This window comes from Rhizobium sullae, from assembly GCF_025200715.1.
Taxonomy (GTDB): Bacteria; Pseudomonadota; Alphaproteobacteria; order Rhizobiales; family Rhizobiaceae; genus Rhizobium; species Rhizobium sullae.
The window spans coordinates 2531587-2556936 of sequence record NZ_CP104143.1; the positions used below are offsets into that span (position 1 = coordinate 2531587).

Consider the following 25350-nt stretch of genomic DNA (forward strand, 5'->3'; position numbering starts at 1 on the left):
TGCGTTTTCCGTCATTCCTGCCAAAGCTGCCTATTCAATAATCATTTTATAGAGAGCGCTAGAAAATAGGCATGGCAGCGCGCCAACGCATCATTCCGGTGAGACGCGAATACAACCGTTGGGTCGCGAACCAGACGCTGGAAGACTATGCGCTGCGCTTCACCGCCAAGAGTGCCCGGCAATTTTCCTCGCAGCGCATCTCGCAGACGGCGATCGGCGCGATCTCCTTTCTCGCGCTCGAAGCGATCGGCGGCGCGATCACCCTCTCCTACGGCACGACCAACGCCTTCTTCGCGATCATCGTCGCCTCGATCGCCATGCTGGCGATCGGCCTGCCGATCAGCCGCTATGCGATCAGGCACGGCGTCGACATCGATCTTCTGACACGCGGGGCAAGCTTCGGCTATATCGGCTCGACGATCACCTCGCTGATCTATGCCAGCTTCACCTTCATGCTCTTTGCTATCGAGGCTTCGATCATGTCCGGCGCGCTGGAGCTGACGCTCGGCATCCCGCTCTGGATCGGCTATATCATCAGCGCCGTCATGGTGATCCCGCTGGTGACCTACGGTGTAAAACTTATCAGTCGCTTCCAGCTCCTGACCCAACCGTTCTGGATCGTGCTCAACATCCTCCCCTTCCTCTTCATCGCCTTTTCGGACTGGGAGAAGTTCGATCTCTGGCGCGCCTTTGCCGGAATCCGCCACGCATCCGGCCCGCCTGGCACGATTGCGGACTTTAATCTGATCGAGTTCGGCGCCGCCTCCGCCGTCATCCTGGCGCTCATGTCCCAGATCGGCGAACAGGCCGACTTCCTGCGCTTCCTGCCGCCGGACGGGCAGCGCAAATGGCGCCATCGGCTTGCCGTATTTCTGGCCGGTCCCGGCTGGGTGATCATCGGCGCACCGAAGCTGCTCGCCGGCTCCTTCCTTGTCGTGCTGACGTTAAGCGCCGGCGTGCCCGTCGACCGCGCCGCCGATCCGGCGCAGATGTATCTGACCGCTTTCGGCTACATGATCCCCTGGCAGGACGGCGCATTGTTGCTGATGGCGGCCTTCGTCGTCGTTTCACAGCTGAAAATCAACGTGATGAACGCCTATGCGGGCTCACTCGCATGGTCGAACTTCTTCTCGCGCCTGACCCACAGCCACCCCGGCCGCGTCATCTGGCTGATCTTCAACGTCGCGATCGCCCTGCTTCTCATGGAACTTGGCATCTACGGGCTGCTCGAGGAAACGCTGGGCATCTTCTCGATCATCGCCATGGCCTGGCTCTGCACGATCTCGGCCGATCTCTTCATCAACAAGCCGCTTGGCCTTGCACCGCCCGGCATCGAGTTCAAGCGCGCGCATCTCTACGACATCAACCCCGTCGGCCTCGGCGCCATGGGCCTTTCAGCGACGGTGGCGCTGATCGCCCATTTTGGCGCCTTCGGCGTGATCGCCGCTTCGCTCGCACCCTACATCACGCTGGTGATCGCGTTGACGGCTTCGCCGCTGATCGCCTGGGCGACGAAGGGGAAGTTCTATCTAGCGCGCAAGCCGCGCCACAGCTGGAAAAACCTGACGAACATCACCTGCTCCGTCTGCGAGCACCCGTTCGAGCCGGAGGACATGGCCTGGTGCCCCGCCTATGCGGCGCCGATCTGCTCGCTCTGCTGCTCGCTCGACAGCCGCTGCCACGACATGTGCAAGCCGAAGGCGCGATTCAATACGCAGGTCGCCACCGTTGCCAAGGTCCTGTTGCCGGAAACGGTGGTCGAGAAGCTGACCACCCGTCTCGGACGTTATGGTATCGCCGTGGTTCTGGCCCTGACAGCGGTCGGCGCGATCCTTGCGATGATCGCCCATCAGGTCGCCTCTGCCTCGCCGGAGACGGCGGAGGTCGTCAACGGCACCATCCTGATCGTCTTCTTCGTCTTTGCCGTCATAGCCGGCGTCGTCTGCTGGTTCTACGTGCTGGCGCATGACAGCCGCGTCGTCGCCGAAGAGGAATCCTCGCGCCAGAATACCCTGCTGTTGAGGGAAATCGCCGCTCATAAGAAGACTGACGCAGCGCTTCAGAATGCCAAGGAGACGGCAGAGGCCGCGAACCGGGCGAAGAGCCGATATGTCGTCGGCCTCAGCCACGAACTGCGCACGCCGCTCAACGCCGTTCTCGGCTATGCCCAGATTCTGGAGCGCGACGAGACCATCCCCGCGCCGCGCCAGTCGTCCATCAAGGTTATCCGCCGCAGCGCCGAGCATCTTTCCGGCCTGATCGACGGTTTGCTCGACATTTCCAAGATCGAGGCGGGCCGCCTGCAGGTCTATTCGAACGAAATCAACATCCGCGATTTCCTCGACCAGATCGTCGACATGTTCCGCCCGCAGGCGCAGGCGAAGGGCCTTGCTTTCAGCCATGACCGCTCTCCGTCCCTGCCGCACTTCGTCCGCACCGACGAAAAGCGCTTGCGCCAAATCCTGGTCAATCTGCTGTCGAACGCCATCAAGTTTACCGACGAGGGCCGCGTGACCTTCGATGTCGGCTATCGCAGTCAGGTTGCAACCTTCACCATTTCCGACACCGGCCGCGGCATTGCCGAAAAGGATCTAGGCCGCATCTACGAGCCCTTCCAGCGGGGCGAGGCCGACAATATTCGCCCCATGCCGGGGTTGGGATTGGGTTTGACGATCACGCAGCTCCTCACCAACACGCTCGGTGGCGAAATCTCCGTGAGCAGCGAGAAGGACAAGGGCTCGACCTTCCGCGTCCGCCTGATGCTGTCGGCCGTGATGCGCGAGATGATCGCTCCGCCGCAGGAAAAGAAGATCGTCAGCTACGACGGCCCCCGCCGGACGATTGTCGTGGTCGACGACAACGAAGACCATCGCGAGATGATGCGGGAAATCCTGGTGCCGCTCGATTTCGTCGTGCTGACGGCGGGCAACGGCCCCGATTGCCTCACCCTGATCGAAGGCATCCAGCCGGACCTCTTCCTCGTCGACATCTCGATGCCCGGCATGAACGGCTGGCAGCTCGTCTCGCGCCTGCGCGAAACCGGCCAGACCTCCCCGATCGTCATGCTCTCCGCCAATATCGGAGACGCGGCGGCCGCCGCCGGCAGCGACGGCCGTCATAGCGATGCAATCGGCAAACCGGTCGATATCAGGCAGCTTCGCGACAAGCTGGCACTGCATCTTGGCCTGAAGTGGCTCTATGCCGACGCCGCCCAAGCGACCTTCCCCGTGGCGCAACCGCCGATGAAGAGTCCCGGTGCAGCCCATATCGAGGAATTGCTCCGCCTCGGCGAGATCGGCTATATTCGCGGCATCGAAGCAAAGCTGGCAGACCTTGCCAAGGTGGCGGCAAATCAGCCATTTACGGATGAACTCCGCACCTATGTCGCCGCCTTCGACCTTGCCGGCTTCATGACCTTCCTGCACGGCTTCGACGAAAAGGTAGACACCATTGGCTGAACCAGCCCTCCCCCGCGATATCGTTCTGCTGGTCGACGACTCACCGGAGGCGCTGGGCTTTTTGACAGACGCGCTGGAACAGTCAGGTTTTTCCGTGCTGATCGCGACCTCCGGCTCCGCGGCCTTGAACATCGTCGACCGCATCACGCCGGATCTGATCCTGCTTGATGCGGTCATGCCGGCCATGGACGGCTTCGAGACCTGCCGGCGGCTGAAAGCCAATGCTGCGGTCAGCCAGGTGCCGGTGATCTTCATGACCGGCCTCACGGAGACAGAACACGTCGTCCACGCGCTGGAATCCGGCGGCGTCGATTATCTGACCAAGCCGATCAATGTCGATGAGCTTCGCGCCCGCATTCGTGTTCACCTTCGCAATGCGCGCTCGGCGCAAAGCGCCCGTGTGGCTCTGGACGCCGCCGGGCGGCATCTGCTTGCGGCCAGGGGCGACGGCACTGTTCACTGGTCGACGCCGCAGGCAACCCGCCTCGTCAATGCCGCGACAGGCAGCGATGACGGCATGGAGATCGTCACCAGTCATATTGCCGAGTGGATGAAGGTTCGCGCCGCAGCCGGGCGTGATGCCGTCATCTCGATCGCGCATGCGGGTCAGGCAACGCTCCAGCTTGCCTTCCTCGGAGCCATCGGGCCTGACGAATATCTCTTCCGCCTGACCGCCGCCAATCAACACAGGGACGACGTCGTGCTTCGCCAGCATTTTTCCCTGACCCAGCGTGAATCCGAGGTGCTGCTCTGGATCGCCAAGGGCAAAGCGAACCGCGACATCGGCGAGATATTGGGCCTGTCGGCACGCACGGTGAACAAGCACTTGGAGCAGATCTATGTGAAGCTCGGCGTCGAGAACCGGGCGTCTGCTGCGGTCAAGGCAGCGCATGTGCTGCACGAGATATGAGCGTCTGTGCAGCTTATCGAGACAGCCGCTGACACGACAAAGGCTGGAGATATGATCCGGAAAGCCACAGAACGGGATATCGCCCGCATCGTGGAGATCCGAAACAGCGTTAGTGAAAACCGGCTATCCGATCCCGGCAAGGTTACACTCGACGATCTGCGTTGGTTTATTGCAAACCCGGGAATATTCGTCTGGGAACAGGATGGCGAGGTCCAAGGCTTTTCCGCTGGCGACCCGTGCAACGGAAACATCTGGGCGCTGTTTGTCGATGATGCTTACGCAAGGCGCGGTATCGGAACGTCCCTTCTTGCCAGCGCCTGCTCGGCCCTGATGGATGCAGGCTATGATCGCATCTGGCTGACAACAGACCCCGGAACACGAGCCGAGAAGCTTTATCGCCAAGCCGGCTGGAAAACCCGGCACCGGTGTCTGATCGACACGCATTCATCAATGGCGTTCACCCACGTCTTCGGGTTGGAAAGCATTTACCACGCTTGGGCAGTGATCCTTAAATCCTTTGCGCGTATGCAAGAGGAACCATAGGCCATTGCAACGCAGGCGTCGGGCATGAAAAGCAGGCTTTACTATGTGGATCGGCTTAGGATCTTCGCCTTCGCGATCCTGCTCCTCTACCATTCGTCGGCGTCCTTTCTGCCTGACATGAACTGGCTGATCCACAGCGACAAGACAAGCGCCACGCTTTCGCTGGTCATGGACTTCCCGCGCGCGTGGCGGCTTGCGCTTTTGTTTTTCGTCTCCGGCATGGGAGCGGCTTTTACCTTCGGCTCGGCAAGCAGCCTTTCGTTTCTGCGCAAGCGCACGATGCGTCTGCTGATACCTCTCCTCTTTGCCATGGCAGTGATCGTCGTGCCGCAGGTTTGGTACGAGCGCATGTACGAGGACGGCTATCAGGGCTCACTTCTCGAATTCTGGATAACCCGCTACTTCACCGAAGGCCGTTATCCCAAAGGCAATTTCACATGGGCGCATATGTGGTTCGTCGCCTATCTGCTGGTCATGTCGGTGATCTGCTATCCCATATTCGGATATCTGGTACAGCCCGGGAACAAGATTGCAGCTTGGTTCGAACGCACTTCGAAAACCGGCTTCATCTATTTCTTCTTCCTGCTGCCGCTGGCACTCAACCTGGCGCTTTCGCCTTTCTTTCCGAAGCAAACAAATGCCCTCTACAATGATGGCGCGTGGTTTGCGGTTTGGGCGAGCTGGTTCGGACTGGGCTTCCTCATTGCCCGCCATCACAGCGCATTGATCGAGACGATCATTAGCCGGCGGTTCGTCAGCGCCGCAATCGCGCTGGCGACGACCGTGCTGCTTTATCGCTATGCCTGGATGGTCCCGGCCGACCAGGCGATCGGGAGCTATGCGCAAAATACGCCGCTGTTCAAGGCAGGGATATTCTTGCTGGCCTGGAGCATGATCCTGACGCTCGTCGGTTTTGCGGCCCATCATTTCAATCGCGAGAGCGCAAGGCTATCGGGGTTGAACCGTCTGGTGTTCCCGCTCTACATCGTGCATCAAACTGTAACGGTAGCCGCGCTCTACTATGTCCTGCCGCTCGACTTGCCCGTCACCGTAAGCTTCTCGATCATCACGGCCGCGACAATCCTGCTTTCGGCTCTGTTTGCCTTCTGCGTGGACTTCGTGCCCGGCCCGGCACGTATCCTGTTCGGTTTGAGCGGCCGCGACAGCAGGACAGCTGCAGCAGGCGAGCCCGATCGTCAGCTCTCGCGGTAGGAGAACCTGCGCCGCATGGAGCGAAGTCAAACGATGCGATCCGGCGGCTCACGCCCGTCAAAAAAAGCGCTGATGTTCTCCACCACCTTCATGCCCATCGCCGTTCGGGTCTCGGCCGTCGCGCTGCCCAGATGCGGCAGCAGGACGACATTCTCCATCGCTTTCAACTTCTCCGGCACCTGCGGCTCGGCTTCATAGACGTCGAGCCCCGCACCACGGATGGTGCCTGCCTCCAGGGCGCTGATCAGGGCCATCTCATCGACCACGTCGCCGCGCGCCGTATTGATCAGAAACGCGCCCGGCTTCATCGTCGCAAAGCGCGCTTCATTCATCAGATGTCGATTCTCGGCGCCGCCGGGGCAATGGAGCGAAACGAAATCGGAAGCAGCAAGCACCTCCTCCATCGTCGCCAGTTGCAGCGCGCCATAGCGTTCGGCCTCATCGTCATTGATCTTGGAACGATTGTAGAAGACCACGTTCATCCCGAAGCCGGAATGGCAGCGCTGTGCAAAGGCCCTTCCGATGCGGCCGAAGCCGATGATCCCAACCGTCTTGCCGGTCACCTTCGTGCCGATCATATGCGTCGGGCACCAGCCTTTCCACGCGTCGGCGCGAACTTCGCGTTCCCCCTCGCCGCCGCGGCGGGCAACGGCCAGCAGGAGCAGCATGGCGATATCCGCCGTGCAGTCGGTAAGAACACCGGGTGTATTCGTGACCAGGATGCCTTTTGCCTTTGCGGCAGCGATATCGATGTGATTGTAACCAACGCCGAAATTGCCGAGGATCCGCGTGCGAATGTCACGCTCGAAGACGCTGGCCGGCAGCTTGTCGGAAACGGTGGGCAGGACCGCATCATAATCCGCCAGCGCCTGCCGTATCTGCCCGAGGCCAAGCGGAACATCTTTCTCGTTGAAGGTCACGTCGAAACGTTCGGCAAGCGCGGCTTCTGCTGCGGCGGGCCAGCGGCGGGTGACGAGAATGCGCGGTCTGGACATTGGTGCTTCCGTCTCAAAATTCTTCGCCTCAAAGAACTAGAGGATGGCCGCAAGAATTGAAACGCCTGTCCAAAAAGAAAGAAGCCCGGTCTCGACCGGGCTTCCGTAAACGGTACTGGACCGTGCAATCGAAGCTTACATACCCTGTGGGAAGTAGCTGTACTTGCCGTCCGGACCCTTCTTCCATTCGTACATGATGTAGCCCGGGATTTTCGGGTCGCCCTTTTCGTCGAACGAGATGTCGCCGAGAACGGTTGGGAACGGACCCTTTTCCTTCATCGCGGTTGCAACAGCTTCCGCATCGGTCGAACCGGCCGCCTTGGCAGCACCGGCGATCGCCTGAACAGCAGCGTAGGAGTAGAGCGTGTAAGCTTCCGGGTTGAAGCCGGCAGCCTTGAACTTCTCAACCAGTTCCTTGTTGGCCGGGTTGAGCGTCGGATCCGGGCCGAAGGTATTCAGCGTACCGGCAACTGCGTCACCAGCGATGGAAGCAAGTTCGTTCGAGACGATGCCGTCACCGGAAACGAGCGTTGCCTTCAGGCCCTGGTCGGCAGCTTGGCGGATGATGAGACCGGCTTCAGTGTGCAGACCACCCCAGTAGATGATCGAGACGCCGGCTTCCTTCATCTTTGCGATGAGGGCGGAGAAATCCTTGTCGCCGACATTGATGCCTTCATACATGGCTTCCGTAGCGCCGGCAGCGTTCAGAGACTTCTTAGTCTCGTCGGCAAGACCCTGACCGTAAGGTGTTTTGTCGTGAACGACAGCGATCTTGGCGTCCTTGAAGTGGTCGGCAAGATACTTGCCGGCAATCGCGCCCTGCGCGTCGTCACGGCCGCAGGTGCGGAAGGTGTTCCACAGGCCGCGCTCGGTGAACACCGGGTTCGTTGCAGCCGGGGTGATTTCGAGGATGCCGTTTTCAGCATAGACTTCAGACGCCGGGATCGAAACGCCCGAGTTGAAGTGGCCGACAACGAACTTCACGCCGTCAGCGACGAACTTGTTGGCAACCGAAATGCCCTGCTTCGGGTCGGAGACGTCGTCGCCGAGTTCGAGCTTGATCTGCTCGCCGTTGATGCCGCCTGCGGCATTGATATCAGCGGCTGCCTGCTCAGCACCCTTCTGAAGCTGAGCGCCGAACGCAGCGTTCGGGCCAGTCAGAGGACCGCCGACGCCAATGAGAACGTCGGCCCAGGCGTTGCCACTGAAGGCGACCATCGCCGTCAGAGCCACTGCCGACAGAAGAGACTTCTTCATATTTTTACTCCCAATTTTTGGGCGGGTTCGGGTCCAAGACCCAGCGCATTACCCACCATTCACTGCGCCAGGAAAGCTGTTCCACTCTGAAGGCAATTCATGCCTAGTTTCAACGGACTGTCAATGTTTGTCCTTCCACGAGAAGGCAGAAGTTCTTTCGTACAGCCAGTAATAGTTGTTGACCATCTGATTGGTGCGGCGATAGCGGAAACCCGCCGTCGAAAAGACGAGCAGCAGCACGAAATCGATGACGTAAAAGAAGACGCTGAGCATCGGCCCGTTGAAGAGCGCGTGATGCAGAAACTGCATCACCCAGGCGAGCAGGAACGTGTAGACGACAACCAGCGGATAGTCGCTCCAGCTTTCAGCTGCAGCCTTGCCGGCACGCCACGCCGTCCAGAATCCGATCAGCATGACCAGCCCGCGGATGACCATCCGCACGCCCGTATCCGGCTCAAAGAAAAGTCCCTGCATATCAAACTCTCCCTTCTGCCCGGCTCAATGTCTTCCGCCTTCGAGATAGGCGGCACGGACTTCCGGATTGGCGAGCAGCTCCTTGCCGGACCCGCTCATCGTTACCTTGCCGTTCACCATCACGTAAGCGCGGTGCGAAAGCTTCAGGGCAGCAAATGCATTCTGCTCGACGAGGAAGACGGTGAGGCCTTCCTGCTCGTTGAGCTTCTTGATCGCCTCGAAGATGCCCTTGACGATCAGCGGTGCGAGACCGAGCGAAGGCTCGTCGAGAAGCAATAGCTTCGGACGGGCCATCAGCGCGCGGCCGATCGACAGCATCTGCTGTTCACCGCCAGAAAGCGTGCCGCCGCGCTGCGCATGGCGTTCCTTGAGGCGCGGAAACAGCGTGAAGATCTTCTCGGTATCCTCGCTGAAATGTTTGAGGTTATCGAGACCCGCACCCATCTGCAGATTTTCCGTGACGGTCATGCGCGGGAAGATGCGGCGACCTTCCGGGGACTGCGCAATGCGAAGCCGCGCAATGTCGTGCGTCGGCATGCGGGTGATGTCGCGTCCTTCGAAGATGACTGAACCCTTGCGGGCCTGCGGGCTGCCGCAGATCGTCATCATCAGCGTCGACTTGCCGGCGCCGTTTGCGCCGATAAGGCTGACGATCTCGCCTTTGTTGACGTCGACATCAATACCGGCGAGCGCACGGATGTTGCCGTAATAGGTTTCGACGCCCTGAACCTTGAGAAGCTGTTCGCCGGCCATCAGTTTGCGCCCCCTTCGAGGCTCACGACGGTTGCGATGACCTCTTCCACTTCCTCGTCCTCAACACCGAGATAGGCCGCGATGACCTTCGGGTCGTTCTTCACATGCTCCGGCGTGCCGTCGGAAATCTTCTGGCCGTATTCCAGCACGACGACATGGTCGGAGATTTCCATGACCACCGACATATCGTGCTCGATGAGCAGGATCGAGGTACCGGTCTCGGCTCGGATTTCCTGCAACAACGCATTGAGGGCCGCCGATTCACGCGGGTTAAGGCCGGCGGCGGGCTCGTCAAGGCAGAGCAGCTCCGGCTCAGTGCACATGGCGCGGGCGATTTCGAGACGCCGCTGCGCGCCATAGGGCAGATCGCCTGCAGGATCGTCGGCGCGGCTGGTCAGATCGGCCTTTTCCAGCCAGAAGCGTGCGAGCTCGATGGATGCCGCAGCCTCTTTCTTATACGGACCGATATTGAGAAGGCCAAGGATCGTGTAGCCCGATGCCTTCATCAGCTTGTTGTGCTGGGCGACGAGCAGGTTCTCCAGAACGGTGAGGCCCGAAAACAGGCGGATGTTCTGGAAGGTGCGGGCGACCCGGGCTTCCTTGGTAATGCGGAAATCTGGCAGACGCTCGAGCAGGTATTGCTTTCCGCTCCGCTGGTTCAGCGTGACCATCCCCATCGTCGGCCTGTAGAAGCCGGTGATGCAGTTGAAGACGGTCGTCTTGCCGGCGCCGTTCGGACCGATCAGCGCGGTGATGTCGCCGCGCTTGGCTTCGAACGACAGATCGTTGATGGCCATGAGGCCACCGAATTTCATCGACAGATGCTCGACTTTGAGCAGGGTATCGCTGGACATTGTCGTCATTTCTGTGGGGCTCATCAGCCGTGCCCCTCCTTGATAAAGCTTCCGGAGACTGCCCTGCGTTCCTTGAGGAAGGCAGTCGGTTCACGTGAGCCGACGAAGCCGCGCGGCTTGAACAGCATGACGATGACCATGGCGAGGCCGAAGAGAAGCATGCGGTAGAGTTCCGGCGTGAAATCCGGACCGAAGACAGCTTTCAGGAAGTCCATTTCGCGCAGCAGTTCCGTACCACCGACCATGACGACCGCAGCAATCGCAATACCGGTCAGCGATCCCATGCCGCCGAGGACGACGATAGCCAGAATGACGGCTGATTCCAGGAATACGAACGATTCCGGCGAGACGAAGCCCTGGCGCACTGCAAAGAATGAGCCGGCGACGCCGCCGAACATAGCGCCCGTCGCAAAGGCGGTGAGCTTTGTCGTGACCGTATTGATGCCGAGGGAACGGCAGGCGATCTCGTCTTCGCGCAGAGCTTCCCAGGCGCGGCCGATCGGCATGCGGCGAAGCCGGATCGTGACATAGGCCGTCAGCATGCAGAGACCCAGGATCAGATAGAAGAGGAAAATCTTGTAATAGGCCGATGACATCGGAAGGCCCATAAGCTTGGCAAAGCCGCCCGACGTCGCATCGAAAGGAATGCCGAACAGCGTCGCCTTTGGGATGCCCGAGATGCCGAAGGTGCCCTTGGTTACAGCCGTCCAGTTGATGAGCACGAGACGGATGATTTCACCGAAGGCGAGCGTCACGATGGCGAGATAGTCGCCGCGCAACCGCAGGACCGGAAAGCCGAGGATGACGCCCCAGAGTGCCGCCAGAATGCCCGACATGGGCAGCAGAAGCCAGAAGGACAGGCCGAAATAGCTGGACAGCAGCGCGTACGAATAGGCCCCAACCGCATAGAAAGCGACGTAACCGAGGTCGAGCAGGCCGGCCAGGCCGACGACGATGTTAAGACCCCAGGCGAGCATCACATAGATGAGGATCTGAATGCCGAAGTTGTCGACCCATTTCAGCGAGCCCTGCGCGCCGAAAGCCGCATAGATGACCGCCGGGTAGAGCAGCAGCGCGACCAGCGCGATTTTCAGGAAATGCTGGCGGAGAAAACCCTTCTCAGTCGAGATGTCGAGCTCGCCCTGCTTCGCCTTTGCAAGCTTGCGCTTGTCGATGTTCGGCTTCACGAAAACGACGATGACGAAGCGGCTGATCGCAGCAATCGCCACAAAGATCGCGAGCAGGCCCCAGCGCTGAACGATGATCAGCTCGTTATTGATGTTCTGGTCGGTCTTGAGGCCGACATAGAGAACGAACAGACCGAGAGAAAGGACGGCCGCGAAGAAGGCTTCCGTAAGGCCCTTCTGGACAAGCCCGGGTGCGGGCTTGCCAGCAGAATTTTCGATGTTTGCCATGATGTTATACCTTCTCGACTTCCGGCCGTCCGAGGATGCCGGTCGGCTTGAAGATCAGGACGAAAGCGAGGATCGCAAAGGTCGCGACATCCTTGTAGGCGATCGTGAAATAGGCGGACCACAGCGACTCGATGAGGCCGATCATCAAGCCGCCGAGAACGGCACCTGGCAACGAGCCTATGCCGCCGAGAACGGCTGCGGTGAAAGCCTTGACGCCCGGCGTGAAGCCATCGTTGAACGAGGCGACACCATAATACATCAGATACATCGTGCCGGCGACGGCGGCGAGCGCCGCACCCATTATGAAGGTGATGGAGATCGTCTGATCGACGTTCACGCCGAGAAGAGCGGCCATCTTGCGGTCCTGCTCCGTCGCGCGCTGGGCGCGTCCGAGCGCCGTGCGGTTGACGATATACCAGAAAGCGGCCAGCAGCACCACGGTGATGACGATGATGATGATCTGCTTCAGCGAAATCGAAATGCCGCCGATGTTGTAGACCGAGCCGACGAGCGGCGGAATCGGCTTGTTGCGTGGGCCCTGCGTCACCTGGATGAAGTTGGACAGCGTGATCGACATGCCGATCGCGGTGATCAGCGGCGCCAGGCGGAAGGAACCGCGCAGTGGCCGGTATGCAACCCGCTCGATCGTCCAATTCCACAAACTCGTCATCAACATTGCAACGACAAGCATCAGCAGCAGAAGAACTGCGACCGGAAGGCCTGCGAAGATGGATGTGAGGACGAGAAAGACGATAAGAGCGGCGAAACCACCGAGCATAAAGATATCGCCATGGGCGAAATTGATCATGCCGATAATGCCATAAACCATCGTGTAGCCAATAGCGACAAGGCCATAGATGGATCCGAGCGTCAGCCCATTAAAGAGCTGCTGGACGAAATACTCCATATCTCATTTCCCCTGGATGCGAGCCAACATGACTGCATCTCTTTTTGGTCTGTAGTTCCCTTTTATCGGAACCTCATGTGGGGCATCCATACCGCTTTCCGCGGAAATGTGAAGACAAAAAGGCTTTACTGGGTCAGATTCTTGTCCAAACGGACGTAAGTGGCGCGTTTCGAACCAAAATCCACATTAAAGAGGCATTCCCTGGGGAAATTTTAGTCAGAAACCGGCTGTGGATTAACTAAATCGCCTGCGAGGTGGGCAACCCTTCGCATGACACCTTTTCCACAGAAAAGGAACTCTCAGCAAATTTCGTACAAAATTCGAGGGCTGGACGCGAAAAACATCTCAAGGCAGGCGGACATCTGCAGGATGATTTTTCGGCCGCCCAAAAAAATAGCCAATCACCATATTATCTATATACTGCAGACGGGCTTTCAGGATGCTTGCGTTCATTGAGGGGAACATGCTGGCGACATTCGAAGAGGCGGCACTTGAGGCGGGAAGAACGATCATAGCGATCTTCGAGGAAGGCTGCGCCGTCGCGACAAAAGCAGATTCAAGCCCTGTAACACGCGCCGATGAGGAGGCGGAGAAGATCATCCTCGCGCATCTTGCGCGCAGCTATCCAGATATTCCGGTAATTGCCGAAGAATCGGTGGCAGCCGGCCGCGTGCCGGATATCGAGGGAACGGCTTTCTTCCTGGTGGATCCGCTCGACGGCACGCGCGAATTCGTCGACAGACGGCGGGAATTTACGGTCAACATTGCCTATGTCGTGGACGGCGTACCGCTTGCAGGGATCGTCTATGCGCCGGCACTCGGTGTTGCCTTTACAGGCGAGGCTGGACACGCGGAAAAACTCGTCGTCGGCGCCGATTTTACGGTGATGGAGCGCATCGCGATCGCGGTCCGAGAACCGCCCGCCAAGCGTCTTGCGCTTGCCAGCCGCAGCCACAAAAGCCCCGCGACCGACAGCTTTCTCGCTGAGCAGGCGATCTCGGAGTGCACCAATATCGGCTCTTCGCTGAAATTCTGCCTGCTTGCCGAGGGAAAGGCAGACGTCTATCCGCGCTTTGGCCGCACGATGGAATGGGATACGGCAGCGGGCGACGCGGTTCTGCGCGCCGCGGGAGGCACGACCGTCACCATAGATGGATTGCCGCTCACCTACGGCAAGACCGGCGACAGGGCGGATTTCGACTTCGCCAATCCCGACTTCATCTCCTGGGGCGGCAGGGAAATGCCCGTGCAAATGCGCATGGCTTCAGGCGAAAACCATTAAAAATCAAAGAAAGAAGGGCATTTCGTCGGCGCATTCCGAAGGCGCCTTACGATGCGGCGATAACCGCGCGTTCGGCGCCAAACGGAGACGGCATCTTGTCCGACGAATCGACTAATCTCGCCCTCCCCTACATACTTCCCTCGCAATCCGAAAAGGACGTGACGCACAATGAGGCGCTGCAGCGTCTCGATGCCGTCGTGCAGGTGAGCCGTGACGGCGGAATCGGCACTCCGATTGCTATCTGAGTGCATCGGGCGCCGGCGATCTCTGGACCGGCAAAGCGGCGTCTGGCTCTACATCGCGCCACGCGAAGGCTGGCGCGCCTTCTTTCTCGAAGCCGGCAAATTCCGCATCCTGCAGGCCGGTCTCTGGAGCGATCTGTCGCCACCTGCACCGAGCAGCCTGCCGCTTCTCGGCCTCAACGCCACAGCCGACACCACGAATCGCCTCGCCGTCGCAGGACCTGCAAGCCTCTTCAGCCAGGAAGGTCAGGGCCACCAGATCAAGGTCAACAAAGCGTCCGCCGGTGATACGGCGTCGCTGCTGGCTTTCGGCCGCGCGCAGCATGCAAGCGGCGACTGGCTCTCGATCCTTCGCACCGGCACCGCCCATACGAGTTCGGTGCCGGGAAGACCGAAGTGAGCGCCATTCTGCCCTGAACGGCTTATAGCAATCTGTAGCGGAAGGCGCGGGCGACGGCTTGCATGCGATTGACCGAATCGAGCTTGCGCATCGCGCCCTTCAGATAGCCGACCACCGTATGCGACGAGAGGTCGAGGATGATCGCAATCTCGTCGCTGCTCTTGCCCGCCGCCGACCAGCGCAGGCATTCGATCTCACGGCGGGTAAGATTTTCCGGAGGCCCCTCGTCTGTGCGGTTCTCGCTGCTGAAACGGTCGAGCGCTTCCATCGCTGCATAAAACAGATCCATCTCTTCTTCGCGCGAAAGCGCGGCGCGGCTACCGGAGAAGGCAAACATGTATTGCTTCAGGTCGGCGTCGTGCAGCGAAAAGCCGAACGTGTTCTGCAGCCCGTGCATGCGGAACAGCGCATTTAACCGGCGGTTTTCCTGGTTGGCGGCATCGCCAGCGAATGGACCGGCATCGCAGAAGACCGGCATGATCGTGCGCTTCAGAACACCCACCAGCCGGCTGCAATAGAACAGATCGGCCTCGCCGTAGAGATTGGTGAGGTTCTGCGGCCAGTTGCTGGCAATGCGATTTTCGAGAAAAGCCGTGCTGTCGCCGCGCGGAAAGGCTGCGAAGAGATAATAATCGAAGCCTGCGGCTTTCACCATACTCTCCAGCCGGCGCTTCAGTTCCTCCTTCAACTCGCCTGTGCGAACGGCAGTGGAAAGCGGAAAAGCATTATCGTCTGCGTATTTGTGGGCTGCGCGCTCACGTCTAGTCATTGTCTTTTCCTCAGCCGCGGCCGTCGCTCATGCCCCTCGCTCGACAGCCTTGCGACGCCGGACAACAGCAAGACCGCAACAATGCCCCGCGCCGCAAGGACGGGAGGCATTCGGACGTAATCTTTGACTGATGCTGCGAGAAGAGGAGACGGGGTCTAGCGCTCATTCATGATGTTGCGGCGCTTATAAAGCGATCGCCGAAATATCGATACTATTTATTCAGCATGGGAGCCATGCGTCCCGTACAAATTGACGCTACAGCAGGCAAGAAGTCGCGGCACGCGGGAAAGCGGCTAAAGTTGTTATCAAAGTCTTACTATGCGCTTAGGCAATTTTTAAATGTGACGGGCTAGAGTGCCGGCGTGGTCTTGAGTTGTGTAGAGAGTCCAATGACCGAAATGATACGTCCCCGAGTAAAATATGTCATCGGCCCCGATGGCAGCCCGCTGACGATTGCGGATCTTCCGCCGCCGAATACAAGGCGCTGGGTTATCCGTCGCAAGGCTGAGGTTGTCGCGGCGGTTCGCGGTGGCCTGTTGAGCTTGGAAGAAGCCTGCGAGCGTTACACGCTCACCGTCGAGGAATTCCTGTCCTGGCAGTCGTCGATCAACAGCCACGGCCTTGCCGGCCTGCGCACGACGCGTATCCAGCAATACCGTCACTGAACCACCTGCCACAGGCAAAGACATTATTTCGGGCCGGGCGCATCTCCCTGAAGGGAGTGAAGAAGGCCCGAAATTATTGTTGACGCTGCGTAGCACCAGAGCCCGGGCTGTGTGAAAGCATCCGCCAGGCCCGTCGTCTTCGCCGCCGCAATCACGATCGCCACCAGTAATACGTCCATCATCGACCACTTGGACAGATACGGCACGGCGTAGCGATAAAACCAGCTGCCGGTCCCGCCGCCGGCAGCCGTCGCCTCGGCGGCGATGCCGATGATCTTCAGGATTGGCAATACGACCGACACGATCCCGACGACCAGCGCAAGCGGGATATCCCCTCCGCTCCAGAGCGAAGCGACGATCTCCACCAGCGACGGTGTCTCATTGAAGAAGTAGAGTTTCTCGAATCGGATCAGAGGCAGGACCAGCCCGAGCGCCAGGAAAAATGGTGCTGCAGCAAGCAGTACCGGCCGGACTCCCACCAATTTTCTCATCGGATACCCCTTGGTTGAACACTGTGTCGCCGCCTGCACCGGCTTGGCATGGCTACACCGCCATGTCACGATCTGGCTCAATAACATCGGTTTTCGGAGAAAATATAATGGATATTCGCAACGAAGACAGTGCCTCGGGCGGCCGCTATGTGGCCGAGGTCGACGGCCACGAGGCTGAAATGAGCTATTCCCGCACGTCGCCGAAGCTCATCATCATCGATCACACCGGCGTGCCGGATGCCCTTCGCGGCAAAGGCATCGGCCAGGCGCTTGCGCTTCACGCCGTCGAAGAGGCGCGAAAGGGCGGCTGGAAGATCTTTCCGCTCTGCCCGTTCTTCAAGGCGCAATCACAACGCCATGACGATTGGCGCGACGTGGTGAATTAACAACACCAAAAGCCATGTATGACGGACTTATGCCCATCATACATGGCTTCTTCAGGCGATCCCCAGGACGCCGCCGCCGGCGTCCGCTGCCAGCCGATCAGGCGCGGGCCCGAATGGCGCCATCCCGCTCTTCGAGCGCGGTAGCACGGGCATATTCCGCCTGCATCTCCTCGAGCGCCTGCTCCAGCGACTCTTCCTGCATCTTCAATTCCTTGATGGAAACCTGAAGATTGTCGGCGCGCTGGCGTGCGGCCTTTGCGAAGGTCGGGTAGGCGAAGTGATTCGGGTCGGAAATGCCGGACTTCTTCTCTTCGACGACGATCTGGCTTTCCAGATCCTTCGTCATCCGTTCGAATTCCGACATCATCATCTGCAATTGCTGCAGCTGACGTCGTTTTTCGTTCACCTGAAACTCCTTCAGGCGAACTAGGCTCTCACGCGACTTCATACGCATTACTCCAGTGATGCGAGATCCCGGCTCTACTAAATTGCCCTTGCGCACCGGTTTGAAACGGTCTGCCCAAAAAATTTCCGTCGGTATTAACAAAAACCTACCGGCGGTAACCTTTCGTTTACGGGCATCGTTAATGATAGTGCCGATGATTTAAGGGTCGGTAAACATCACTACGCGATTTCCGGATCCTGTTCATTGGTGAGTCGAATGAATCGCTTACCGGCCATTCTTAATGTAAAAGTTAAGGGTTGGCGTTGCGAATTCTCGTTGGAAAACAGCGAAATGGACAAATTGCTTAATAAATTCGTTACCTCTTGCCAGAGTGAATCAGAATTTGTTAACCATTTCGTGGCAGCTTCCAAATCACGCAGTGAAGTATTCGGGTATCGCGTAGGGGGCCAGACCACCTTTCGGCGGCGGTAAAGGGGATAATAATGCGGGTACTACTTATCGAAGACGACAGCGCGACAGCGCAGAGCATCGAACTGATGCTGAAATCCGAAAGTTTCAACGTCTACACCACCGATCTCGGTGAGGAAGGCGTCGATCTCGGCAAACTGTATGATTACGACATCATCCTTCTCGATCTGAACCTTCCCGACATGTCCGGATATGAAGTGCTCCGCACTCTCCGCCTGTCCAAGGTCAAGACACCAATCCTTATCCTCTCAGGTATGGCAGGTATTGAAGACAAGGTCCGCGGCCTTGGCTTCGGCGCCGACGACTACATGACCAAGCCGTTCCACAAGGACGAACTGGTCGCCCGCATCCACGCGATCGTCCGCCGCTCCAAGGGCCACGCCCAGTCGGTCATCATGACCGGTGAGCTGCTCGTCAATCTCGACGCCAAGACCGTTGAGGTCGGTGGCCAGCGCGTTCACCTGACCGGCAAGGAATATCAGATGCTGGAGCTGCTTTCGCTCCGCAAGGGCACGACGCTCACCAAGGAAATGTTCCTCAACCACCTTTACGGCGGCATGGACGAGCCGGAACTGAAGATCATCGACGTCTTCATCTGCAAGCTGCGCAAGAAGCTCGCAAACGCTGCCGGCGGCGCAAACTATATCGAGACCGTCTGGGGCCGTGGCTATGTTCTGCGCGAACCGGACGGCGCCGAATATGCCGAAACCGCTTGAGACACTGAAATTACCCTTTCCGATTATGAAATATCCCGCTTTTCCGGCGGGACTTTTCGTTTCGGACCTGCGAAAACAAAGCCGCCCGGAGGCGGCTCGACCCTTTGAAAATGTTGAAAATCAGGCAGCGATGGCACGGTTGCCGAAAACGGCCGTCAGGATCTTGCGGTCGAAGGGTTTGAGCAGGAAGTCGGTAGCCCCTGCCCGCTTGCCCATCATCAGCTTCTTGAGATCGGCCTCGATCACGCAGTAGTAGATCTTGACCTCCTTGCCGCCTTCCATCGTCCGGATGGCGGAAATCAGTTCGAGCGCGCCGTCCATGCCGGAATCGACGATCATATATTCCGGAAGCTCGGCCTGGCAGCGCGAAAGCGCTTCGCTTGCATTGGACGCCTCACTGACAAGGAAATCGAGTTCGGAAAGGATGCGTTTTCCGACCTTGCGGACGACATCCGAACTATCAGTGATCATGAACCGCTGCATGCCTGCTCCTTCGCTCCACTTTTACTCCAGTGGCGCTTCCTCAGTCCTCGAGAATAGGTCCATTAGGCTAACGAAGTGTTACGCGAATCGCAGCAGGCTGCAGCCATGCAACCATGACGCTAGACGGAAACGGACTCAGCGGTGAAGATAATTTCTTCGCCCGTCGCGCTGTGGCCAAGCTCCATGCCGCACTCTTCGGCAAGCAGGACCGTGTAGTAAGGCTGGATCGAATGCGCATCGATCGCCTCCTCGACTTGGCCGGATGTGATTTCCACGAACTTCGCCGGCACGCGCATCAGCTTGCCCCTGGCGACGATCTTGAACTTCGCGTCGAACTCCGGATTCTCAAGTGTTAGTTCCAACGTGCCGCCGCGCGGGATCGAGGAATAGGCCACAAGGAAAAGATTGAGCAACAACTTGACCCGGTTCTTCGCGACGATCGCGCGCGGCCCGTTCCAGATCACTTCGGTCTTCTTTTCGGCGACCGCGAAATCCTTTGCAGCACGCTCAGCTTCGCCGGTATCGATCGAAGCGCCGACCGAACCGGAAGCTCCGAATGCCAGGCGTGCAAATTTCAGGCGGACCGAGGCATTGAGCGCGCTCGTGCGGATGAGGTCCATGGCGTCCGAATCGGCGCCGCCTTCATCCAGCAGTTCGAGGCCGTTGTTGATCGCGCCGACGGGCGAGATGACGTCATGGCAAACACGGCTGCAAAGTAGCGCGGCCAGATCCGGGCCGGTCAATGTAAGATTGGGGTTCTTGGACATCATGGTCTCCTGAAGGCGGTAAATTCATCCCGCCTATCTTGCTTGATCAAAATTGCACGAAGTTTGCGCCGTACTCTCCGCCATAATGACACCATATTTGGTAAACCGATTATTAAGACGATCCGCGCAAAATGCATCCACTGCCGGAAACGGCTCATCGAACCGACCATGATGAACGGATGACACCATGCGCCTTCAATTCCCCGGAAGATTTATGGGCTTTTGCCGGCTCCTCGTCGCGCTGACCATTTCCGCATTTATGCTCTCCCCACACCAGGTAGCCGCGCAGCAGCAAGCCAACAACGGCCAGTATACGATGCAGGAGATCGTCGATGCCGGCCACTCCTTCTTCGGCTCGACCAGCGGCGGACTGGCCAAGGTCGTCGAAGCAGCCTTCCAGAAATACGGCTTGCCGAACGGTTACGTTCTGGGACAGGAAGGGTCCGGCGCCTTCATCGCCGGCCTGACCTACGGCGAAGGTCAGCTCAACACCAAGAACGCCGGCGCACATCCCCTTTACTGGCAGGGTCCGTCCCTCGGTATCGACTACGGCGGCCAGGGCACGCGCGTCATGATGCTGGTCTACGACCTGCCGTCAATCGACAGCATCTATGCCCGCTTCGGCGGTGTCAGCGGCCAGGCCTTCGTCATCGCCGGCTTCGGCATGACGCTGCTGAAGAACAACAATGTTTTGGTGGTTCCGATCCGCACCGGGGTCGGCGCCCGTCTCGGCGTCAACGTCGGCTATCTGAAAATCACGCCAGGCCCGACCTGGAACCCCTTCTGAAGCTGCGATCAGGCGGCGGGATTCTTCCCCGCCGTCACCTATCCGCCACTTGCTCTAGGCGCAGCGCGTGCTTTAATCATTGGCGCTGACGCAAATCAAACCTCAAAGCAGTGGCCGCGCCGTGATCGAATATGCTCTTCTGTTCGGACTGGGTTTCCTGACGGCGGCGTTCCTCGTCTTCCTGATTTCTCCCGCAATCCATCGCCGCATCGTCTGGTATACGGAAAACCGCATGAAGGCGACGATGCCCCTCAGCCCCCAGGAAGTGCGGGCGCAGAAGGACATGGTGCGGGCGCTCTACGCTGCGGAGAATGCTAGAACGGCACAGGACCTGATACGCGAGCGTGAAAAATCCCTGTCCCTGCAGCTTCGCCATGATTCCCTTGCGCTCGATGCCGGCCGCTTGTCGTCCGAAATCGGCGCATTGCAGGCCCAGATCGGCGATCTGAACGTCGAGGCTGCCGAACTCCGCTCTCATCTGCGCAAGGACGAGAACTATATCAGCCAGTTGAAGACGAGCCTGCACATTGCCGAACAGGCGAGTTCTGCAAAGGAAAGCGAGATCGAGACGCTGCGCACGCGCCTCAACAAGCTCGCCGAGCAGGCGGACAACCTCAAAATCGACATGGCGGCGCGCGAAACTGAGATTGAAAGCGTAAAATTCCGCGCCAATGCGCTGCGCGACGAACGCGACACGTTACGCCAGGACGTCAATCTTCTGCAGAAGCGGGCCAAGGATGCCGAGCAGAAGCTGACGCAGCAAGAGCATATGGTGATCCGCCTCGAAGACAAATCCGCGCGCGAAACAGCTGCTGCTGCCGACAAGGAAGCGCTGCTCGGTCGCCGCCAGCAGGAAATCGCCAAGCTCAAAGAGCAGTTGAAGTTGCTCAGTGTCGGCCTGCGCAAGGCAAACCGTGCGCTTCGCGATGCGGGGCTGGCAGCGGTTGAAACCAAGGGGGACGAACTGATGCACGAAGAAGCTCCAGCTTCCGAACTTGATTCAGCAGCGGTTGCCGCCCGCCTTGCCGAAGAGGTTCGCGCGCGCAGTGCAGCCGTTTCCGATCGCATTTCCAACGCGAAGGCGACGACGGGCAACGACAGCGCCATGCGCGAAGAGATCGCTGCGATCGCGGCCGGCGTGGTCGCTCTGACGGCGCTTAACGAAGGCTCCTCCTCGCCAATCCGCGACCTTCTGCCGGAGGATGCGGCCAACGAAGAGGGCGAACGCGTGAGCCTCGCCCAGCGCGCGGCAACGATCCTGTCGCAACCGGGCTGATTCAGAGACGGCCAGCTACGGACGCCATCGCGAATAAAGCAATGCCGGTCGCCGTCGCGACATTGAGGCTGTCGAGGCCGGTAGATTGCGGAATGCGTGCGCTCCGGAAGCGCAACAGGATCGCTTCCGGCAGCCCTTCTCCTTCCGTACCGACCACCAGCGCCATACGATCCGAAGGCGGTATCGCCCGGATGTCCGTCGCGCCGCGCGGCGACAGCGTCCAGATATCGAAGCCACGTTCGGCGAGCGCGGTGAGGATATCAAGGGCGGAACCGCTCCGCTGATAGGGAACGCTCAGCACGGACCCCACGGAAACGCGCATCGCCTTCCGGTACAGCGGGTCGCAGGACGTCTCGTCGAGAAAGATGGCGTCCGCGTTGAAGGCGGCCGCATTGCGGAACATCGAGCCTGCATTGTCGTGATTGGAAATGCCGCAGCCGACGAGCACGAGTGCGCGGTCCGGCAGGCTATCGAGCAAGCTCTTGCTGCCCGGGATGCGTCGGCCGAGCGCCAGCACGCCGCGATGCAGATGGAAGCCGACGATTCCGTCGAGAACATCCGCCTCGGCGACGTAGACCGGAACGTCGTCCGGGAAGCGTGCCAGGATGTCGGACACCCCGTCGGCCCGATTTCGCAGCAGCAGGATCTTCTCCGCCTCGAAACCACTTCTTGCGGCATGGGCTTCGGCCAGCATGCGCAGCACGACAGTTCCTTCGGCGATGAAGCGGTTCTGTCTGCCTGTCAGGTCGCGCTCGCGGATCGCGCGGAATTCCGCAATGCGCGGATCATCAGCGCTTTCGATCGTGATCGGCGCGGCGACCATCGGCCTTAGTTGCCGGCGACGGTGATGTCGGCAATGAGCCGGCCAGCCTTGATGTCGAAGACAAGCGCCTGGCGCTTGCCGTCGACGGACTGGCCGAAGAACAGAACCTGGCTTCCGGAGAGCGACGTGGAGTGCACGGCGAAACCGAGCGGCAGGGAAACGGTGGACCTGACCGGCGAATCCGAAGGAACGCCGGAGCTGGAGACCGCTGCCGGTTCGGCCTCCATCGTCTTGTAGACAACGGCGCCGAAGACCGCCATAAGGCTCACGAACATGATGGCGCCGGAAACGATCTGCAGGCGGACCATCTTGCGCCGGACATTTTCCATTGCCGGGTCAAGGGGCTGTTCTTCCTGATCGTCTGGCTCGATTTTCGTCATAACGGCGTCCTATAAATACTTTCGGAGAAGAAGCGTCTTGAGCGACCCCTTTAAACAAGCATCAGGTATTAGGAAAGTCCTGACTGCCGATGAGAATGCCGAAGGCCGCCTCGATGCCTGGCTGACGGCTCAACTCGGCGAAGAATTTTCCCGCAGCCGCGTCAAGGTGTTGATCAAGGACGGTCAGTTGCTCGTGAACGGCGCAGTCGCCCTCGATCCGCAAAAGAAGGTGCGCCCCGGCGACAATTACGAAATCCTGCTGCCAGAGCCGGAAGACCCGACCCCGAAGGGCGAGGATATCCCGCTCGACATCCTTTACGAGGACGACCACCTCATCGTCATCTCGAAACCGGCCGGCATGGTCGTCCATCCCGCCGCCGGAAACTGGACGGGCACCCTCGTCAACGCGCTGATCCACCACTGCGGCGACAGCCTCTCGGGCATTGGCGGCGTCCGGCGGCCCGGCATTGTGCACCGGCTCGACAAGGATACGACCGGCGTGATGGTCGTCGCCAAGAACGACATCGCCCACCGCCACCTGTCGCTGCAGTTTGCCGACCACGGCCGCACCATGCCGCTCGAACGCGCCTACCAGGCGATCGTCTGGGGCCGGCCGCGCTCGCTCTCAGGCACGATCAATGTGCCGCTCGGCCGCTCCACTGGCGACCGCACGCGCCGCTCGGTCAAACGTGCCGACAGCCAGGATGCCGACGAGGCCATCACACATTACGAAGTGCTGGAACGCTTCCACGAGAACTCGGATGCTACAGCGCTTGCTTCGCTGGTGGAGTGCCACCTGGAAACCGGCCGTACCCATCAGATTCGCGTCCATATGGCCCATATCGGGCATCCACTGCTTGGCGACACCGTCTATGGCGCGCATCTGAGAACCAAGGCCAATCTGCTGCCGGATGAAGCCCGCAAAGTCGTCAACCGTTTCGGCCGACAGGCGCTCCATGCCTATATGCTGCAGTTCGAGCATCCCCGCACCGGCGAGCTTATGCACTTCGAAGTGCCGCTTCCCGAAGATATGGTGGAACTCGCAGAGGCGCTTCGCCGTTAGCCGTATAACGTCTTCGTGAAGGCTTTTGACGGGCTTGAACCGCTGTTCCGCCATACTTATCTATATATAGACTTAGTGCGGGCTTGGATTTGAGCCGCACGTCCCGGTTCGCCTGTTCCGACGCGGGGACGCGTTCCATCGGGAACCGGAATCTATACAGGAGGGTGCAATCATGGCCCGCAATACCTTGCCGTCCATCACCGCCGGCGAAGCCGGTCTTAATCGTTATCTCGACGAAATCCGCAAGTTTCCAATGCTGGAGCCGCAGCAGGAATATATGCTGGCAAAGCGTTATTCCGAGCACGGCGATCGCGAAGCTGCGCATAAACTCGTCACCAGCCACCTGCGCCTCGTCGCCAAGATCGCGATGGGCTATCGAGGCTATGGCCTGCCGATCGGCGAAGTCGTGTCGGAAGGCAATGTCGGCCTCATGCAAGCCGTGAAAAAGTTTGATCCGGAACGCGGTTTCCGTCTCGCCACCTACGCCATGTGGTGGATCAAGGCCTCGATCCAGGAATATATTCTGCGCTCGTGGTCGCTGGTGAAGATGGGCACGACCGCAAATCAGAAGCGCCTGTTCTTCAACCTGCGCCGCCTGAAAGGCCGGATCCAGGCGATCGACGAAGGCGATCTGAGGCCGGAGCATGTCGCGGAGATCGCCACGAAGCTGAACGTCTCTGAGGAGGAAGTCGTTTCGATGAACCGTCGCCTTTCCGGCGACGCTTCACTGAACGCGCCGATCAAGGCCTCCGAAGGCGACAGCGGCCAATGGCAGGATTGGCTCGTGGATGATCACGACAGCCAGGAAGACGTGCTGATCGAGCAGGACGAGCTCGAAACGCGCCGCCGCATGCTCTCCAAGGCGATGAGCGTGCTGAACGACCGCGAGCGCCGCATCTTCGAGGCACGCCGTCTTGCTGACGATCCGGTCACTTTGGAAGATCTGTCGGCCGAGTTCGACATCAGCCGCGAACGCGTGCGCCAGATCGAAGTCCGCGCCTTCGAAAAGGTGCAGGACGCCGTGCGCAAGGAAGCTCTGGAGAGGGCAAAAGCCGTCCGCGTCGTCGAAGCCACGGCATAACGGGTTCCACGCCCCGATATGAAATCGGAAAGCCGCTTGCTGCAGATCGCGGCCGGCGGTTTTCCTTATTTATGGGTCGCAAGAAGC

At 59.5% G+C, this 25350-nt stretch carries 28 protein-coding genes; 14 read left to right on the top strand and 14 right to left on the bottom strand.

Features of this window, described 5'->3' with window-relative positions:
• Positions 1-71 precede the first annotated feature (71 nt).
• The 4 genes from N2599_RS12905 to N2599_RS12920 are packed head-to-tail and all read left to right on the top strand — an operon-like array spanning position 72 to position 6123.
• On the top strand, positions 72-3458 hold the full coding sequence (locus tag N2599_RS12905) for a hybrid sensor histidine kinase/response regulator (RefSeq protein ID WP_027510151.1): 3387 nt from the start codon (positions 72-74) through the stop codon (positions 3456-3458).
• Positions 3451-4368, top strand: coding sequence for a response regulator transcription factor (locus N2599_RS12910; RefSeq protein ID WP_027510150.1), 918 nt, complete (start codon positions 3451-3453; stop codon positions 4366-4368). The genes N2599_RS12905 and N2599_RS12910 overlap by 8 nt, the downstream gene beginning before the upstream one ends.
• Positions 4369-4374: 6 nt before the next feature.
• Positions 4375-4911: a GNAT family N-acetyltransferase gene (locus N2599_RS12915; RefSeq protein WP_260307373.1), complete on the top strand. Its 537-nt coding sequence runs from the start codon at positions 4375-4377 to the stop codon at positions 4909-4911.
• A gap of 24 nt (positions 4912-4935) precedes the next feature.
• On the top strand, positions 4936-6123 hold the full coding sequence (locus N2599_RS12920; RefSeq protein ID WP_051336570.1) for an acyltransferase family protein: 1188 nt from the start codon (positions 4936-4938) through the stop codon (positions 6121-6123).
• A 26-nt stretch (positions 6124-6149) separates the two neighbouring features.
• Here N2599_RS12920 and N2599_RS12925 read toward each other — a convergent pair whose 3' ends face one another.
• From N2599_RS12925 to N2599_RS12955, 7 genes are all read right to left on the bottom strand, one after another.
• Positions 6150-7118, bottom strand: coding sequence for a 2-hydroxyacid dehydrogenase (locus N2599_RS12925; protein WP_027510149.1), 969 nt, complete (start codon positions 7116-7118; stop codon positions 6150-6152).
• A 135-nt stretch (positions 7119-7253) separates the two neighbouring features.
• A complete protein-coding gene (locus N2599_RS12930) occupies positions 7254-8375 on the bottom strand; it encodes a branched-chain amino acid ABC transporter substrate-binding protein (protein WP_027510148.1) in 1122 nt (373 codons plus the stop codon).
• 120 nt (positions 8376-8495) lie between these two features.
• Positions 8496-8849: a DUF6867 family protein gene (locus tag N2599_RS12935; protein ID WP_027510147.1), complete on the bottom strand. Its 354-nt coding sequence runs from the start codon at positions 8847-8849 to the stop codon at positions 8496-8498.
• A 24-nt stretch (positions 8850-8873) separates the two neighbouring features.
• Entirely contained in the window at positions 8874-9602 is a 729-nt protein-coding gene (locus tag N2599_RS12940) for an ABC transporter ATP-binding protein (RefSeq protein ID WP_027510146.1), read from the bottom strand.
• On the bottom strand, positions 9602-10480 hold the full coding sequence (locus N2599_RS12945) for an ABC transporter ATP-binding protein (RefSeq protein WP_027510145.1): 879 nt from the start codon (positions 10478-10480) through the stop codon (positions 9602-9604). Before N2599_RS12945 ends, N2599_RS12940 begins: the two co-directional genes overlap by 1 nt.
• A complete protein-coding gene (gene livM / locus N2599_RS12950; protein WP_027510144.1) occupies positions 10480-11871 on the bottom strand; it encodes a high-affinity branched-chain amino acid ABC transporter permease LivM in 1392 nt (463 codons plus the stop codon). The genes N2599_RS12945 and livM overlap by 1 nt, the downstream gene beginning before the upstream one ends.
• Positions 11872-11875: 4 nt before the next feature.
• Positions 11876-12778 (bottom strand): branched-chain amino acid ABC transporter permease, encoded by a 903-nt coding sequence (locus N2599_RS12955; protein WP_027510143.1) that lies wholly within the window; start codon positions 12776-12778, stop codon positions 11876-11878.
• Between the two features lie 463 nt (positions 12779-13241).
• On the opposite strand from N2599_RS12955, the gene cysQ reads away from it, so the two are divergent.
• The 3 genes from cysQ to N2599_RS12970 all read left to right on the top strand — a co-directional run bounded on the left by cysQ (position 13242) and on the right by N2599_RS12970 (position 14702).
• Positions 13242-14060 carry a 3'(2'),5'-bisphosphate nucleotidase CysQ gene (gene cysQ, locus N2599_RS12960; protein WP_027510142.1) on the top strand — a complete coding sequence of 273 codons (819 nt, stop codon included), beginning with the start codon at positions 13242-13244 and terminating at the stop codon, positions 14058-14060.
• Positions 14061-14155: 95 nt separating this feature from the next.
• Entirely contained in the window at positions 14156-14305 is a 150-nt protein-coding gene (locus N2599_RS12965) for a hypothetical protein (RefSeq protein WP_156915273.1), read from the top strand.
• Positions 14271-14702 carry a DUF2793 domain-containing protein gene (locus N2599_RS12970; RefSeq protein ID WP_260307374.1) on the top strand — a complete coding sequence of 144 codons (432 nt, stop codon included), beginning with the start codon at positions 14271-14273 and terminating at the stop codon, positions 14700-14702. Before N2599_RS12965 ends, N2599_RS12970 begins: the two co-directional genes overlap by 35 nt.
• A 22-nt stretch (positions 14703-14724) precedes the next feature.
• On the opposite strand, the gene N2599_RS12975 is transcribed toward N2599_RS12970, so the two are convergent.
• A complete protein-coding gene (locus N2599_RS12975) occupies positions 14725-15471 on the bottom strand; it encodes a LuxR C-terminal-related transcriptional regulator (protein WP_027510140.1) in 747 nt (248 codons plus the stop codon).
• Between the two features lie 389 nt (positions 15472-15860).
• On the opposite strand from N2599_RS12975, the gene sciP reads away from it, so the two are divergent.
• Entirely contained in the window at positions 15861-16136 is a 276-nt protein-coding gene (gene sciP, locus N2599_RS12980) for a CtrA inhibitor SciP (RefSeq protein ID WP_007533628.1), read from the top strand.
• A 23-nt stretch (positions 16137-16159) separates the two neighbouring features.
• On the opposite strand, the gene N2599_RS12985 is transcribed toward sciP, so the two are convergent.
• Positions 16160-16627 carry a paraquat-inducible protein A gene (locus N2599_RS12985; protein ID WP_027510139.1) on the bottom strand — a complete coding sequence of 156 codons (468 nt, stop codon included), beginning with the start codon at positions 16625-16627 and terminating at the stop codon, positions 16160-16162.
• A 107-nt stretch (positions 16628-16734) separates the two neighbouring features.
• Between N2599_RS12985 and N2599_RS12990 the strand changes: the two genes are divergently transcribed.
• Positions 16735-17013 (top strand): GNAT family N-acetyltransferase, encoded by a 279-nt coding sequence (locus tag N2599_RS12990; RefSeq protein ID WP_027510138.1) that lies wholly within the window; start codon positions 16735-16737, stop codon positions 17011-17013.
• Positions 17014-17110: 97 nt separating this feature from the next.
• On the opposite strand, the gene N2599_RS12995 is transcribed toward N2599_RS12990, so the two are convergent.
• Positions 17111-17461, bottom strand: coding sequence for a hypothetical protein (locus tag N2599_RS12995; protein ID WP_027510137.1), 351 nt, complete (start codon positions 17459-17461; stop codon positions 17111-17113).
• Positions 17462-17901: 440 nt separating this feature from the next.
• Here N2599_RS12995 and ctrA point away from each other — a divergent pair, with 440 nt between their 5' ends.
• Positions 17902-18603 (top strand): response regulator transcription factor CtrA, encoded by a 702-nt coding sequence (ctrA, locus tag N2599_RS13000; protein ID WP_027510136.1) that lies wholly within the window; start codon positions 17902-17904, stop codon positions 18601-18603.
• A gap of 120 nt (positions 18604-18723) precedes the next feature.
• On the opposite strand, the gene N2599_RS13005 is transcribed toward ctrA, so the two are convergent.
• Positions 18724-19086 (bottom strand): response regulator, encoded by a 363-nt coding sequence (locus N2599_RS13005; RefSeq protein WP_027510135.1) that lies wholly within the window; start codon positions 19084-19086, stop codon positions 18724-18726.
• 119 nt (positions 19087-19205) lie between these two features.
• Positions 19206-19856, bottom strand: coding sequence for a histidine phosphotransferase ChpT (chpT, locus tag N2599_RS13010; RefSeq protein WP_027510134.1), 651 nt, complete (start codon positions 19854-19856; stop codon positions 19206-19208).
• A gap of 184 nt (positions 19857-20040) precedes the next feature.
• Here chpT and N2599_RS13015 point away from each other — a divergent pair, with 184 nt between their 5' ends.
• Both N2599_RS13015 and N2599_RS13020 read left to right on the top strand, forming a co-directional pair.
• Positions 20041-20640 carry a DUF1134 domain-containing protein gene (locus N2599_RS13015; RefSeq protein ID WP_027510133.1) on the top strand — a complete coding sequence of 200 codons (600 nt, stop codon included), beginning with the start codon at positions 20041-20043 and terminating at the stop codon, positions 20638-20640.
• Positions 20641-20761: 121 nt separating this feature from the next.
• Positions 20762-21916, top strand: coding sequence for a coiled-coil domain-containing protein (locus N2599_RS13020; RefSeq protein WP_027510132.1), 1155 nt, complete (start codon positions 20762-20764; stop codon positions 21914-21916).
• A gap of 1 nt (position 21917) precedes the next feature.
• Here N2599_RS13020 and N2599_RS13025 read toward each other — a convergent pair whose 3' ends face one another.
• Together N2599_RS13025 and N2599_RS13030 are read right to left on the bottom strand one after the other, a co-directional pair.
• The gene (locus N2599_RS13025) at positions 21918-22739 is read right to left on the bottom strand and encodes a TrmH family RNA methyltransferase (RefSeq protein ID WP_027510131.1); all 822 of its coding nucleotides are present in this window, start codon (positions 22737-22739) and stop codon (positions 21918-21920) included.
• Positions 22740-22744: 5 nt separating this feature from the next.
• A complete protein-coding gene (locus tag N2599_RS13030; RefSeq protein WP_027510130.1) occupies positions 22745-23119 on the bottom strand; it encodes a hypothetical protein in 375 nt (124 codons plus the stop codon).
• Between the two features lie 37 nt (positions 23120-23156).
• Between N2599_RS13030 and N2599_RS13035 the strand changes: the two genes are divergently transcribed.
• Together N2599_RS13035 and rpoH are read left to right on the top strand one after the other, a co-directional pair.
• On the top strand, positions 23157-24182 hold the full coding sequence (locus N2599_RS13035) for an RluA family pseudouridine synthase (protein WP_027510129.1): 1026 nt from the start codon (positions 23157-23159) through the stop codon (positions 24180-24182).
• A gap of 172 nt (positions 24183-24354) precedes the next feature.
• Positions 24355-25263: an RNA polymerase sigma factor RpoH gene (rpoH, locus tag N2599_RS13040; protein WP_027510128.1), complete on the top strand. Its 909-nt coding sequence runs from the start codon at positions 24355-24357 to the stop codon at positions 25261-25263.
• The last annotated feature ends 87 nt before the right edge of the window (positions 25264-25350 follow it).